The 13549-nt window shown below is 62.5% G+C and carries 14 protein-coding genes; 6 read left to right on the forward strand and 8 right to left on the reverse strand.

Annotated features, from left to right (window positions below):
• Positions 1-4: 4 nt before the first annotated feature.
• From NKI67_RS17825 to pqqE, 5 genes are all read left to right on the forward strand, one after another.
• Positions 5-100: a pyrroloquinoline quinone precursor peptide PqqA gene (locus tag NKI67_RS17825; protein ID WP_101918690.1), complete on the forward strand. Its 96-nt coding sequence runs from the start codon at positions 5-7 to the stop codon at positions 98-100.
• A 153-nt stretch (positions 101-253) separates the two neighbouring features.
• Positions 254-1192, forward strand: coding sequence for a pyrroloquinoline quinone biosynthesis protein PqqB (gene pqqB / locus NKI67_RS17830; protein ID WP_352646202.1), 939 nt, complete (start codon positions 254-256; stop codon positions 1190-1192).
• Positions 1189-1947 (forward strand): pyrroloquinoline-quinone synthase PqqC, encoded by a 759-nt coding sequence (pqqC, locus tag NKI67_RS17835; protein WP_352646204.1) that lies wholly within the window; start codon positions 1189-1191, stop codon positions 1945-1947. Before pqqB ends, pqqC begins: the two co-directional genes overlap by 4 nt.
• Positions 1944-2240 (forward strand): pyrroloquinoline quinone biosynthesis peptide chaperone PqqD, encoded by a 297-nt coding sequence (gene pqqD / locus NKI67_RS17840; protein WP_352646206.1) that lies wholly within the window; start codon positions 1944-1946, stop codon positions 2238-2240. Before pqqC ends, pqqD begins: the two co-directional genes overlap by 4 nt.
• Positions 2237-3358, forward strand: a complete 1122-nt coding sequence (gene pqqE / locus NKI67_RS17845) for a pyrroloquinoline quinone biosynthesis protein PqqE (protein WP_352646209.1) — start codon at positions 2237-2239, stop codon at positions 3356-3358. Before pqqD ends, pqqE begins: the two co-directional genes overlap by 4 nt.
• A gap of 20 nt (positions 3359-3378) precedes the next feature.
• Here pqqE and fghA read toward each other — a convergent pair whose 3' ends face one another.
• The 6 genes from fghA to NKI67_RS17875 form a co-directional block, all read right to left on the reverse strand.
• On the reverse strand, positions 3379-4230 hold the full coding sequence (gene fghA / locus NKI67_RS17850; RefSeq protein WP_352646211.1) for an S-formylglutathione hydrolase: 852 nt from the start codon (positions 4228-4230) through the stop codon (positions 3379-3381).
• A 422-nt stretch (positions 4231-4652) separates the two neighbouring features.
• On the reverse strand, positions 4653-4871 hold the full coding sequence (locus tag NKI67_RS17855) for a hypothetical protein (protein ID WP_352646213.1): 219 nt from the start codon (positions 4869-4871) through the stop codon (positions 4653-4655).
• 283 nt (positions 4872-5154) lie between these two features.
• On the reverse strand, positions 5155-6609 hold the full coding sequence (locus NKI67_RS17860; protein WP_352646215.1) for an aldehyde dehydrogenase family protein: 1455 nt from the start codon (positions 6607-6609) through the stop codon (positions 5155-5157).
• The gene (locus NKI67_RS17865; protein WP_352646217.1) at positions 6606-7880 is read right to left on the reverse strand and encodes an NAD(P)/FAD-dependent oxidoreductase; all 1275 of its coding nucleotides are present in this window, start codon (positions 7878-7880) and stop codon (positions 6606-6608) included. The genes NKI67_RS17860 and NKI67_RS17865 overlap by 4 nt, the downstream gene beginning before the upstream one ends.
• Before the next feature lie 56 nt (positions 7881-7936).
• The gene (locus NKI67_RS17870) at positions 7937-9115 is read right to left on the reverse strand and encodes an alanine racemase (protein ID WP_352646223.1); all 1179 of its coding nucleotides are present in this window, start codon (positions 9113-9115) and stop codon (positions 7937-7939) included.
• 11 nt (positions 9116-9126) lie between these two features.
• On the reverse strand, positions 9127-10164 hold the full coding sequence (locus NKI67_RS17875) for a GNAT family N-acetyltransferase (RefSeq protein WP_352646225.1): 1038 nt from the start codon (positions 10162-10164) through the stop codon (positions 9127-9129).
• Between the two features lie 54 nt (positions 10165-10218).
• Here NKI67_RS17875 and NKI67_RS17880 point away from each other — a divergent pair, with 54 nt between their 5' ends.
• Positions 10219-11157, forward strand: a complete 939-nt coding sequence (locus tag NKI67_RS17880) for an ornithine cyclodeaminase family protein (RefSeq protein WP_352646227.1) — start codon at positions 10219-10221, stop codon at positions 11155-11157.
• A gap of 146 nt (positions 11158-11303) precedes the next feature.
• On the opposite strand, the gene NKI67_RS17885 is transcribed toward NKI67_RS17880, so the two are convergent.
• Positions 11304-12635: an NAD(P)/FAD-dependent oxidoreductase gene (locus NKI67_RS17885; protein ID WP_502909348.1), complete on the reverse strand. Its 1332-nt coding sequence runs from the start codon at positions 12633-12635 to the stop codon at positions 11304-11306.
• 29 nt (positions 12636-12664) lie between these two features.
• Complete coding sequence (locus NKI67_RS17890) at positions 12665-13543, reverse strand: ABC transporter permease (protein WP_023678809.1); 879 nt, start codon at positions 13541-13543, stop codon at positions 12665-12667.
• Positions 13544-13549: the final 6 nt, after the last annotated feature.

Below are 13549 nucleotides of genomic sequence, written 5' to 3' on the forward strand. Positions count from 1 at the left end.
TGTTATGAAGAAGAGCTGGACAAAACCGACCATGTGTCAGGTTGCTGCGGGCTTTGAAATTTCGCGCTATCTGCCTGCTGAAATTACTCCCAAGAAGTAGGCCGCAGAGGTGCGTGTCCCTGGCAACAGGGGCACGCATCCCCTTGCCGCATGGGATTTTCGTGAAAGAGTTTGAGGCGCGCAAAGCGGGCGGGCCGTTTTTTGCGGCTGCAAATTGGCTGCTGGTCAGAGAAGCCGCGGGGCGGGCGTTTTCATGCGCTTGAGAATCATCGGATCGGCGGCCGGCGGCGGCTTTCCGCAATGGAACTGCAATTATCGTCTGAGCCGTGCGGCTCGCACCGGGGTGGCTGGTGTGCATTCACGAACCCAATCGAGTGTCGCCGCGTCGGCGGATGGACTCGGCTGGGTTCTGTTCAACGCCTCGCCCGACATTCGCCAGCAGATCGCGGCAACGCCTGAATTGCAGCCCGTGCACGATGCGCCGCTGCGCTCGACACCTATTCGCGCGGTGGTGCTGACCAATGCCGATGTCGATCATGTGGCCGGCCTGCTCAGCCTGCGTGAGCGGCAGCCTTTCGCTATCTATGCAACGACACAGGTTCTGGCGACGCTGAAGGCGAATTCGATTTTCAATGTCCTCGATCCGGCGCTCGTGCCGCGACGCATCTTGCCGCCGGCGCAAGAACTGTCGATCTGCGACGCAGACGGCCACGACACCGGGGTGGCTGTCGAGAGCTTTCCCGTGCCCGGGAAGATAGCCCTCTATCTCGAAGAAAGAGGCCAGCCGGATGCCAATTTCAGCTCCGATGCCGGCGACACGATCGGCGTCCGTATCGCCGGTGCCGGCAGTCGCGGCTCCGTCTTCTACATCCCCGGCTGCGCCCGCATCGATGCGACCCTGCGCACGCGTCTGGCCGATGCCGCATGCCTTCTGTTCGACGGCACGGTCTTCACCGACGACGAGATGATTGCTGCCGGCGTCGGCCAAAAGACCGGTGCGCGCATGGGGCATCTGGCAATGTCGGGAGACGCGGGGTCGATCGCCGGCTTGGCCGATGTGAGGATCGGCCGCCGTGTCTTCGTCCACATCAACAACACCAATCCTGTTCTGGACGAGAATTCTGCCGAGCAGGCAGCAGTCAAAGCGGCTGGCTGGGAAGTGGCCCGCGACGGGATGGAGATGGAATTTTGAGTGATTTCCACGACGCAGCCAGCAACGGCCTGTCCTCAAGCGAGCTCGAAGCCGTGCTGCGGCAGGTCGGTGCCGAGCGCTATCACAACCACCATCCTTTCCATCACAGGATGACCAGCGGTGCGCTGTCGAGGACCGAGATGCAGGCCTGGGCGCTGAACCGCTATTGCTATCAGGCTGTCATTCCGCGCAAGGATGCCATGATCCTCGCGCATGCCGAGGATCCGGCGTTTCGCGCCGCCTGGCGCAAACGCATCGAGGATCATGACGGCGAAGACGGCTGGAGCGGCGGTATTGCGCGCTGGTTGCACCTGGCGACCTCGCTCGGTCTCGATGCCGACGCGGTGAAGAGCGAGAGGCTGGCCCTGCCGGCGACACGTTTTGCGGTTGGCGCTTACCTCTCCTTTTGCACGAACCGGACCCTGCTGGAGGCGGTCGCGTCGTCGCTGACCGAGATGTTCTCGCCGCTCATCATCGGCGAGCGGGTACCCGCGATGCTGGCCAGATACGATTATATCACCGAGGACACGCTGGCCTATTTCACCCGACGGCCCGAACAGGCCTCGCGCGACGCCGACTTCGCCCTCGCCTATGTGCTCGAACATGCCGACACGGCGGAACGCCAGCAGCAGGTGATCGATGCACTGGTGTTCAAATGCGATATACTCTGGGCCATGCTCGACGCGCTTCAACACGCCTATGGCGAGCCGGGCAATATCCCGCCCGGCGCCTTCCGTCCGGAGGCAGCCCAATGATGGCACTGCGCGAAAGGGCCATGGTGTCGCTGCAGTCGGTTCCATCGCTGCCGAAGCACGTGCGCATACAGTATGACCCCGTGCGCCAGGCGTTCGCCGTGCTGTCGCCCGAAAAGGTGTTCTGGCCAAACGAGATCAGCCTCGACATATTGCGCCGCTGCGATGGGCGGTCCACGGTCGGCCACATCATTGCCGGCCTTGCCGCAGATTATGATGCCGAACAGGAGGCTGTGGCGGCCGATGTCGCCGCCTTCCTGCAGGAATGGTCTGACAAGCTGCTGGTGAAGCTATGAGCGAGCCCCGTCTCCCCCCGATCGGCATGCTGGCGGAACTGACGCATCGCTGCCCGCTGCAATGCCCCTATTGCTCCAATCCGCTCGAATTGCTGAAGGCCAATCGCGAACTCGACACGCAGAGCTGGCTCGACCTATTCTCGCAGGCCACCGATCTTGGCGTTCTCCAGGTGCATCTGTCCGGCGGTGAACCGACGCTGCGTCGCGATCTCGAGCAATTGATCGCCGGGCTTTCGGCGCGCGGCGTCTACACCAACCTGATCACCGCCGGTGTCGGCATTGCGGATGGCCGCATCGAGGCATTTGCCGAAGCCGGGCTCGACCATCTGCAACTGAGCTTTCAAGGTGCACGGCCGGCGACCACCGAGCGCATCGGCAATCACAGGGGCAGCCACGAAAAGAAGCTGGAAACGGCACGCCGCGCTCACGCGGCCGGCTTGCCGCTTACCATCAACGCGCCTATCCATCGCCACAACATCGAGGAGGTACCGGAATTCATCGATCTGGCCCTTTCGCTGGGTGCGGAGCGTCTCGAGATCGCCAACGTGCAGTACGCCGGCTGGGCGCTGACCAATCGCGATCAACTGATGCCCGAGCGTGCTGCCGTCGACCGCCAGGCGGAGATCGTCGCGGCGGCGCGCGAACGGCTCACCGGCATCATGAACATCGATTTCGTCACGCCGGATTATTTCGCCATCTATCCCAAGCCGTGCATGGGCGGCTGGGCGCGCGACGCCTTCATGGTGACGCCGGACGGCACCGTACTGCCATGCCATGCCGCCCAGACCATACCGTCGCTCGGCTTCGAGCGTTTTGGATCACGCAGCCTGGCCGCGATCTGGACCGATTCCCCGGCATTTAATGCCTTTCGAGGCACGGACTGGATGCAGGAGCCCTGCCGCAACTGTGAGCGGCGCGAGATCGACTGGGGCGGCTGTCGCTGCCAGGCGATGGCAATCGCCGGCGATGCCGCCGCGACGGACCCGGCTTGCGCGAAATCGCCGATCCATGCGCGCATGGCAATGCTGATCGACGAGGCCCAGCGCGCTGCGACGGTTCCTTCGAAGGACGAACCATTCGTCTACCGGCGCATCGGCGTCGTCACCGAGCCCGCCTGACTGCCGACTATTCCTACGGCCTACCCTCGTGAAAGCCGTTCGGCATGCCACGTGATATGGTCATGCATGAATGTCGAAATGAAAAAATAGGAGTGATCGTATTCGTCCTGCATCCGCAATTTCAACGGAATGCCTGCCTTGGAGCAGGCGTCTTCGAGCAGCCAAGGCCTGAGGCCCTCCTGGAGGAAACCGTCTGACGTTCCCTGATCGACCAGGAATTCCGGGAAACGGTGTCCATCCTCGATGAGCGAAGTGGCATCGTAGCGCCGCCACGAGGCCTCATCCAGGCCGAGATATTTTTCGAAAGCCGGCTTCGACCAGCCGGCTGTGCTTGGCTGCACGATCGGCGCAAAGGCCGAGCAACTTCTGAAACGCGCGGGATTGTTCAGTGCGATCGTCAGCGCGCCATGCCCGCCCATCGAATGGCCGAAGATCGACTGGCGCGCCATATCGGCGGGAAATTCGCGCCCGATCACGGCTGGCAGCTCCTCGACGATATAGGAATACATGCGATAGTTCTTGGCATACGGCTCTTGCGTCGCGTCGAGGTAGAAACCGGCGCCGCTGCCGAACTGCCAATTGTCCTTTTCATCCGGAATGTCGGCACCACGCGGGCTGGTGTCGGGACAGACAACGATCAAGCCAAGTTCGGCGGCAATACGTCTGTATTCGCCTTTTTCCATTACATTCGCATGGGTGCAGCTGAGTCCGGAGAGGTACCACACCACGGGGCAACGGCTTTCCCGTGCCTGCGGAGGCACGAAAATGGCAAACGTCATTTCGCACGAGCAGCTCGTCGAGAGATGAGAGTAAACATGCTGGGCGCCGCCATGCGACTTGGCAGTCGAGACGAGTTTCGGGTGCTCTGGCATATATTCTTCTCCACCAATTTTAACCGCCGACCGTAGGCTCTACGACATCAAGGGTGATCGCGGCAACCTTGGTGGGCCGGCTGGCGCGCGGGGCTCTTGATCGGAGCCGGGATGGCCTGCCGTCGCCGACCGTCTTGGCGCAGCAAGGCGCGAGAGGCCACTCGCTGGCGCACCGTTGCCCAGCAAGCCATACGGGCCAGGCTGGGCGACTGTTGGCGATGCTGGCTATAACAAGGACGCAGTCACTGCGCAGGCATCGGCGATGCTTCCGGAGCGCCGAACTCTGCGCAAATGCACTTGCCATGGCTTTCAGTGGCGACAGCCGCTTCGACGCGGCTATGGCGGACGAGCACGCACGCGTCATCGCGTGGGCTCGCAGCAAGCGCGCCAGGGTACCGAGCAAGAACTGGTGGAACCGACGGCTATTCCCGACCGTCGAAAGCCACGGACAGGCCCAGGGCAGTTGCTGCCTCGACGCTCGCCTCGGTTAGCTCTTCGTCGGATGCGACCAGATATGGGGCGGCTTGCCGTGCTGCGTTTAATGTCGCTGTGATCGAGATGGTGTCACCACGATCCTCCCTATTGAGGACTGCGCCGATTGCTTGCTCTACTACCGGACTGACCCTTTTCACCTTACTCATCCACCCTCCCCATACGCGGCCCAGGGCGATGGTAATCTATCCACGGTTGTGTTCAATTCGATGTACGGAACGTACAGACTCGGCCGGCTGGACCGCGACGGCCAAACATCTCTAATTCCGACGGCATTCTAGATCGACCAAGCCTCCCTACCGGGCCTCGACCGGGTTTCTCAGCAGATGGCCCGCACGCTGCGGAGGGCAATTGCCAGGTTCGTATGTGAGCCCGGTCCAGGAGCTCGGCTCGGCCCACGGGCGCGCCCCCTGCGCTGGGCGAAGATGTCGCCTAGAAATAGCCGAGGATGGATTTTACCTCGAGATACTCCAACATGCCCTCGATTCCATATTCGCGTCCGTTTCCGGACTGCTTGAAACCGCCAAACGGGGCGTGCGGATCCCAGGCCGGGTAGTTGAGATGCACCTGACCGGAGCGGATCCGCGAGGCCACGTCCCTGACGGCGTCCACATCCTTGCCCTGCACATGAGCCCCCAGACCGTAGACCGTGTCGTTGGCGATGGTGACGGCCTCCTCGATTGTGTCGTAGGGGATGATGCAGAGAACTGGCCCGAAGACCTCTTCCTGGGCAATACGCATGGTTGTGCGCACGTCGGAAAAGATGGTCGGCCTCACATAGAACCCGACGTTCAGATCGTGCGCACGGCCCGGTCCGCCGGTGAGGAGCCTGGCGCCCTCAGAAATGCCGACGCCGATCATGGTTTGGATGCGGTCGAATTGGGCACGGTTTGCGATTGCACCATGAGTTGTGGCTTCGCAAAGCGGATCGCCAATGACGATCTGGGCTGCTGCCCTTTTGGCGATTGCCTCGATCTCGGAGAGCAGCGAGCGTGGCACGATCATGCGCGTCGGGGCGCTGCATGACTGGCCGAGATTGCGGAAGGCGGCGGCTACGCCCAGAGAAACGGCGCGATCGAGATCTGCGTCCGGCAGGATCACGTTCGGCGACTTGCCGCCCAGCTCCTGCGCGACACGCTTGACCGTGGTCGCCGCCGCCTGGGCCACAGCAATGCCCGCGCGGGTGGACCCGGTAATGGAGATCATGTCGACATCCGGATGGGAGGCGAGACCCATACCCACGCCTGGACCATGACCTTGCAGGAGGTTGAAAACCCCAGCAGGGAAGCCGGCTTCCTCGATTGCCTCGGCGAATAGCAGGGCGTCCAAGGGAGAAAGCTCACTCGGCTTCAGCACGATCGTGCAGCCTGCAGCGAGCGCCGGCGAAACCTTGGCGGTGATCTGGTAAAGTGGCCAGTTCCACGGAGTGATCAAGGCGCAGACACCGATCGGTTCGTGGGTGACGGCGGTTTGCCCCCGTTGCTTGACGAAGCGAAAGTCTGTCAGCACATCGCGAGCGACCTTAACATGCGTGATCGCCAGCGGCACCTGGGCGCTGCGCGCATAGCCGATCGCCGCGCCCATTTCGAGGCTCAGGCATTGAGCCAGCAGTTCGCCGCGCGCCTCGAGCAGCGCTCGCAGGCGATCGAGCAGACCCGCGCGGTCTTCTGGCGTAGTCCGACTCCAGGTGGCGAATGCCCGGCGAGCCGCTGCAACGGCCGCGTCAACGTCCTCGCCATTTCCAAGCGGAAACTGGCTCACAACCTCTTCTGTGGCGGGATTGACGACGACGCCCGTCGCGGTGCCGCTCGGCTCAACCCATTGACCGTCGATGAAGAACTTGTCCAGGTGGCCGTTGCGGGCCAGGCGTTCGAGGGGCGTCATCACCCTACAAGGTCCTTCATGCGGTAATAGGCGCCGAGAATCGGCAGGAACCAGGGGCGCCCGAAATAACCGGGGATCGCTGGCCAGTCGAAATCCTTCCAGGGATTGAGCTCGGGGTGCCCGTCCATGACGTCGGCCATGATGGTGCCCATCAACGTCGACATTTGGGTCCCGTGTCCGCTATAGCCCATCGAGTAATAGATGCCATCGCGCTCTCCGGCGCGCGGCAGGCGATCGCGGGTCATATCGACCATGCCGCCCCAGCAGTAGTCGATGCGGGTGCCGGCCAGTTCCGGAAAGACCTCGACCATCGCCGCCTTGAGTATCCGGCCGCTTTTTTCGTCGGATTGAGGGTTGGACACGGCAAAGCGCGCCCTCCCGCCGAACAAAAGGCGATTGTCCGGCGTGAGCCGCCAGTAGACAACGAGATTGCGCGTGTCGACGACCATGCGCCCAGTCGGCATGAGACGCCTAAGGTGGTCGGGCGACAGCGGCTCGGTCACGATCAGAAATGCGCCGACCGGGATCATGCGCCGGCGGATCCAGCCGAGCGGGCCAACCTGGGAAATGCCGCTTGCCAACAGGACCTGCCGCGCGACGATCTTGCCCTTTGGCGTCGTTACCTCATGCCCGCCTGAAACCTTGCGCATCGCCATGACGGGCGAGCGTTCATGGACCTCTGCGCCACGCCGGGCAGCGGCGGTCGCGAGGCCCCGGACGAACCGGCCGACATGCATGCCCGCGCTCTTGGGAAAGAGCAGCCCGCCATGGTAGCGGTTGGTGCCGACTTCGGTTCGCAGGTCCTCGCGCGCGATCATCCTGGTGTCGGGATCGATATTGGCAGCCAGTAGTTCCTGGCTGCGCGCCAGCATGTCGTAGTGTTCGGGCTTGGCGGCAAGCTTGAGCTTGCCGACGCGGGAGAAGCTGCAGTCGATCTTCTCTTCCTGCACCAGCCGCTCGACCATATCGACGCCGGCGTCAAAAGCCTTGTAGAGCGCATTTGCGGCCGGCTTGCCGTGCTTGCCAGCCATGATTGCATAGTTCTGGGCAAAGCCGTTGTTGCACATGCCGCCATTGCGGCCGGACGCGGCATTGCCGATCGTTTCGGCCTCCAACAGGGCAACCCGGGCGCCCTTTTTGGCAAGGGCCAGCGCGGCGGAGGAGCCGGTCAAGCCGCCGCCCACAATCGCCACGTCGTAGTGGCCTTCGAGCGGTTTGGACGACCCTTCATTGAACGGCTGAGACGTATCCAGCCAGTAAGAGGTAAACATCATTTTCTTGACCACCAGTGTTGATTTGAGTGGGGCGACATCCGAGCGTAGTCGCGCGCCTACCAGCCGCGCATCCGCTCCCAACGCGCTTCAATCTTGGGGCTGTCCCCGTTGACAACGCTGTAGAAATCATGCTGGGCGGCCATCGCACACGCATGGTTGGGCAGAATGCGGACCCGAGTCCCGAGCGGCAGCTCGGGCATGGACTTTCCAGAGCCGGCACGAATGGCGAGAATACCGTGTTCCTGGCTGGCCTGGGCCACGATCACATCTTCAAGCACCCGCCCCTTTTCGTCGCAGACTACGCCGTAACCCCGGTCGATCTGCTGGTTTGCGGTTCCCCGGTCGCGCGAAAGCGCCATCCACCCTGCATCGACCAGCACCCATCCCTTTTCCGGCTTGGACCCGATCACCGTGGCCAATACGGAAATCGCGATATCGTCGAGTTCGCACACCCCAACGCCGTGCTGGACCAGGTCGAAGAACATGTAGACCCCGGCGCGCAGCTCCGTGACCCCCTCAAGATTGCTGGCGAAATGCGCTGTCGGCGTTGAGCCGACGCTGACGATCGGGCAGGCATGGCCATGGGCGCGCAGGATTTCAGCGGCGCGCACCGTGGCTGAACGCTCGTTCTCGCCTGCCTTGACCAGCGCATCGGGCGTGTTCAAGCCATAGGATTCGCCTGCATGGGCGAGAACGCCGACGAGATTGGCACTGGCCGCGACGACACTGCCGGCCACGTCGAGCAACTTCGGGTCGTCCGGCCTCAAGCCACCGCGATGGTCATCGCAGTCCAGTTCGATGAAAACAGATGGGGTCATACCGGTGGCTTGGCGGACGCTGGCCAGGGCATCGGCCTGCCCGACCGAATCGAGCAACAGCTTCACATCAGCGCCGGTGCGGCGACAAAGCTCCATGGCCCGCCTGGCCGAGGCCGGCGAGATGCCGACCGCGTAGGTCATGTCTCGAAAGCCATGGCCCGCGAAATACTCCGCCTCGGCGATGGTCGAGACCGTGATCGGACCGCGTTCGCGATGGAACGCGTATCGGGCGACATCGATGCTCTTGGCCGTCTTCATATGCGGGCGCAGCACCACGCCAAGCTTCCTGGCGCGCTCAGCCAGACCCTTGATGTTGTGCTCGAGCCGGCCACGGTCTAGAAGCAGCGTCGGGGTGACCAAGGCGTCGATCGTCCTAGCCGTCTCGCTCACCGCCAGGCTTGCCGCCATCTTATTCATAGTCTCGTTTCCTAAGTGAACGACTGGTTTGCCAACGCATACATATGGGCTGGCCCCTCGGCGACGGGTCGTTGTCCTTTGACCATGGCGGTCGCACTGCCGGACCGCTGCAGGCCAAGGCTCGCAAGCCAGTCGCCCAATCCATCCTCGGCATAGACGTCGATGCGAACGAATTGATTGTGAAGCTTCGAAAGCTGGGCCAGGATCAGAAGCCGCGCGTCGTGGTCGCTCTCGGCTGCACAAGGGCCGACGACATAGCCGCGGCCAAACCTCCTCGCGACAGCGTAGCCTGCAATCCGTCCCCTGCGCTCAATGACCAATGCGTTGCCCACATTGGCGAGCGCAGCCACCATCGGCAGCCGGGGCATGCCCGTGGCCCGTTCGTCGAAGGCCTGGATTGCCGCGAGGTCAGAGGCTGTCGCTTGACGGATGTCGTCGCGGGTACTCCGCGTCACGGCGACAGCCAGCGAGCCCTGGTGCTGAAGCACCGTGCCCCATGCAGTGAAGCCGCGTCGCTTGTAGAGCGCCAGCCCCTCTTCGGTTGAGTTGAGCAGCAGGTTGCGACCGTGTGTCGCCTCAAGCAATCCATCAAAGAGCCGGGCGCCGTTGCCACCGCCTTGCGCGGAGCCAGTAACTATGATCATCCCGACCGAGGCATAGGACTGTCCGTAATTCCAGGACATGGCCGTGCCAATCACCTGTCCTGCCCGCTCAAGGACCAGGCCATTGCCGACCATCAGGGCAAATTCCCAATCCTCCTGACGGTAGGGCCAGGCCATCTCCTGCGACAGCTTCAGTGCGCTCGGCAAATGGCGGGTTTCCAATTTCATCAGCTCGATCGGGGCGCTGACGATATCTCTGTCATGCTCAAAGGCCATAAGGTGCAACGCTGTCAGTTGATCCAGAGTCGGATTGAAGTCGGATCTTAGAGTCGCGCCCGGCGGACAGATTTCGCTGCTGTTTTGCCCCTTCAAATCAGCGGTATTATTCGTTTTATGCAGTTCCTCGGCATGCCAAATCGTGCAAATCGGGCGAGGAATACCTGGCACCTTGAATCGCCGCTTCGTGGTTGCCCGATCGGCGATGCCCAGGAGGAATTTTGGATGATCTACATCAGCGAAGAGGAGTCAGCCGCCCTCGTCACGCATGAACTTGCTTTCGAGGCGGCGCGCGAGGCTCTCGTGGCGGCAGCATCGCGGCAGAGCTGGGTCTTTCCGGCTGTTCTCGGGCGCACACAGGAGGTGACCAATACCTTCTCAATCAAATCCGGTTCGTCGGGCGAGCTGACCGGCGTGAAAATTGGCTCCTTCTGGTCGGGCAACTCGGCACGTGGCCTTCCCCGCCACAACTCGACCATCGTGCTGCTCGATCAGCATACAGGTCGGCTCGGCGCCGTAGTCGAGGCCGGGAAGGTCAACGCCTACAGGACGGCCGCCGCCGACGCGGTTGCGGCCGATCTTCTTGCGCGCAAGCAAGCCAAGGTTCTGGCGATCTTCGGGGCCGGCAACCAGGCGAGCTTCGAAGTGATGGCGCTGGCACGCATCCGCCCAATCGAAACCGTGCTGGTCGTGGCCCGGCCTTCGCCGCGGCGCGACGCTTTTGTCGATCAGATCGGCGAAAGGGGACTGAAGGCGCGCGCTGCCTTGCCCGAAGAAGCCGTGCGCACGGCCGACATCGTGGTGACGGCGACACCCGCACGCGAACCGCTGTTCGATGCCGCTTGGGTGGGACCCGGAACCCATATCGTCAGCATCGGGTCGGATGCTCCGGGTAAACGCGAATTGCCGAGCGAATTATTTCCCAAGGCACGTCTGTTTTGTGATCTGCTTTCCCAGTCCGTCCAGATCGGCGAGTTCCAATATGTGCGCGACGAGATCGACGTCGGCGTGCTTGTGGTAACACCAATCGGCGACGTTATTGAAAGGCGTGCGCCCGGACGCCGCTTCGACAATGAGATCACGGTCTTCGACAGTTCCGGCATCTCCCTGCAGGACCTCTACATGGCCGACGCGCTGATCCGCGCAAAGGCGTCCCACCGCTGATCAGTTTCGCACCAGGCCCCAGTCCCGACGGATTTTTCGACACTCTCCGGCAACAAGGTGACCCCGCGCGATCCTGCAGTCGTGTCAGCGGCGGGCGCGCCAAAGGGTTGCCCGCATGAACCACGGATCGCCCCCGATGTCGGCGACTAGCGTCTGGCGCGCCAGAAGGCGAGACGGTCCTGCAACCGATAGCCCTGGATAATCGCCGGCATGAACCACGGATTGCCACGATAGAGCGGGACGGCCGAAGGCGGTCGAAAGTCGAACGCAGTGCGCGACTGCTCGCCATGCCCCATCAACTTGTGGGCCGCACGCATGCCAATCCATGGCGCCCAGACCACGCCCGAACCGCAGAAGCCAGTTGCATAGACCACGCCGTCCTTCTCGAAGATGCGGGGCAGCATGTCTCGGTTCATCGCCACGTTGCCGAACCAGCAATGCGAAAGGCGCACGTTCTTCAACTCCGGGAAGAGGTTCACCAGGCCCTTGCGAAGGAGAAGTTTCGGCGCCGCCGGATCGCCGACGCGGGAACTGTCACGGCCCCCCAGCAGGATACGTTTCCCGTCGGGCGACGGGCGATAATAGAAACCGAGTTGCCGGTTCTCGGTGATCGTCATCAGCTTCGGCATCAGCCGCGCCATGATATCGGGCGCAAGTTCCTCGGTGACGATGATCCGGCTGCGGACCGGAACCAGGCGGCGGCGCAGGAAGGGAGCGGCGCCGTCGGTATAGCCGTTGGTGCAGACCAGAACCTGCCGTGCGTCCACCGTCCCTGCCGAAGTCGCGACCCGGAAGCCCGAACCGTTCCTCTCGATCGACTTGACCACCGTATGCGAATGAACCGTCAACCCGGATGCGAGCGCCACCCGCAGGAGCTCAGCATGGAATTTTGCGGGGTGCAGCCCGCCAATGTCCATCCGAACGGTTCCGCCGCGGTAGAAGTCGGTGCCGATATAATTTCGCTGCTCGGCATGCGGAACCGCGTAGGACTCGATCCCCAGTTTCTTCGCCAGCGTCTCGGCGCCGCGCGCCATCTTCCCATATTGTTCGTATCCGAAAGCGCCTTTGAACTGGCCAACCCGTCGGAAGTCGCAGTCGAGCCCTTCGGTCTTGATGAAGTCGTAGAGGAATTCGCGTGCGACCTTGCCCTCGGTCTCGATCGCCATGGCCTTCTCTTCCCCGAAGCGCCGGGTGATCGTGGCATGGTCCGGCCGGATGGTCCCGCTCGTAATCCCGCCGTTGCGCGTGGAAGCACCCTCGCCCGGATTCATCGCATCAAAAGCGGCGACCGAGCGTCCCTCGCGCGCCAGCGCAAGCCCGGCCGAAAGCCCGGCATAACCGGCGCCGATAATTGCCACGTCAAGGTTCTTTGCGACTGGCTGCCGCGGCAGCGGCATGACGGGCGCTGCTTCCCACCAGTAGGGTGTGTTCTTGTCGGCGATATGAGGCTCTTGCACGTGGCTGACTTCTCGCTGCATTGCAGGGGTAATCTACGGTGGGTGAAACTTCAGATGTGGTCGTCTCGGACGTCGAGCGCATCACGCAGCCCGTCACCGATGAAATTGAAACTGGTTACCGCGATGGTGATTGCAGCTCCGGGAATGATTGCCAGCCAAGGTGCGCTGCCCAGATATTGCTGGGCGCCATTGAGCATGTTGCCCCAGCTGGGCAGTGGCGGCTGGATCCCGTAGCCGAGGAAACTGATGTAGGCTTCCATGAGAATGGCGCGCGCGACCGTCAAGGTGGAAGCGACGATAATCGGCCCCATGGCGTTGGGCAGTATCTCGCGGAACATGATGTGGGTGCCGCTCAATCCCAGCATTCGCCCGGCTAGGACGAACTCGCGTTCGCGTAACGAGCGGACTTCCGCTTCGACTATGCGGGCAACCTCCATCCAACTGGTGAGGGCGATAATGACGGTGATCATCACAGGACTGGGCTTCAGTGCGGCAGCCAGCGCCAGCAGCAGAAAGATCGATGGGAATGACAGGAATCCATCGACCGTGCGCATCAGCGTGGCCCCGACCCAGCCGCCGCGATAGCCGGCAATTACGCCGACCAGGGTGCCGATGAGTGTCGACAAAACCATGGCAAAGAAACCCACCAGCAGCGAGATTCGTCCCGCCATCAAAAGCCTTGCCGCCACGTCGCGGCCAAGCGGATCGGTACCTAGAAAGTGGTAGCCCGTCAGCGGAGGGGCAAAGCGGGCCCGCAGATCGATATACAGTGAGTCATAAGGCAGGAGATGGGGGCCGAGGACGCAAGCGAGGCTCAGGAAGATGATCATCGCCAGCCCGAGCAGCGCCAAGCGATGACGCATGAAACGACGTGCCGCGCGGTTGTTTCTCCATCGGCTTGGAGCTGCATTTGCGGTGAAAGCGGTCATATCGGC

The sequence above is a fragment of the Mesorhizobium sp. M0408 genome, assembly GCF_040321495.1.
Lineage (GTDB): Bacteria > Pseudomonadota > Alphaproteobacteria > Rhizobiales > Rhizobiaceae > Mesorhizobium.

Coding starts and splice junctions, on each gene's coding strand:
- NKI67_RS17870 (WP_352646223.1), bottom strand. CDS start 9,115: ATGAATAAGATGGCGGCAAGCCTGGCGGTGAGCGAGACGGCTAGGACG.
- NKI67_RS17825 (WP_101918690.1), top strand. CDS start 5: ATGAAGAAGAGCTGGACAAAACCGACCATGTGTCAGGTTGCTGCGGGC.
- NKI67_RS17855 (WP_352646213.1), bottom strand. CDS start 4,871: ATGAGTAAGGTGAAAAGGGTCAGTCCGGTAGTAGAGCAAGCAATCGGC.
- pqqE (WP_352646209.1), top strand. CDS start 2,237: ATGAGCGAGCCCCGTCTCCCCCCGATCGGCATGCTGGCGGAACTGACG.
- NKI67_RS17890 (WP_023678809.1), bottom strand. CDS start 13,543: ATGACCGCTTTCACCGCAAATGCAGCTCCAAGCCGATGGAGAAACAAC.
- NKI67_RS17880 (WP_352646227.1), top strand. CDS start 10,219: ATGATCTACATCAGCGAAGAGGAGTCAGCCGCCCTCGTCACGCATGAA.
- NKI67_RS17885 (WP_502909348.1), bottom strand. CDS start 12,635: ATGCAGCGAGAAGTCAGCCACGTGCAAGAGCCTCATATCGCCGACAAG.
- NKI67_RS17865 (WP_352646217.1), bottom strand. CDS start 7,880: ATGATGTTTACCTCTTACTGGCTGGATACGTCTCAGCCGTTCAATGAA.
- pqqD (WP_352646206.1), top strand. CDS start 1,944: ATGATGGCACTGCGCGAAAGGGCCATGGTGTCGCTGCAGTCGGTTCCA.
- pqqB (WP_352646202.1), top strand. CDS start 254: ATGCGCTTGAGAATCATCGGATCGGCGGCCGGCGGCGGCTTTCCGCAA.
- fghA (WP_352646211.1), bottom strand. CDS start 4,230: ATGCCAGAGCACCCGAAACTCGTCTCGACTGCCAAGTCGCATGGCGGC.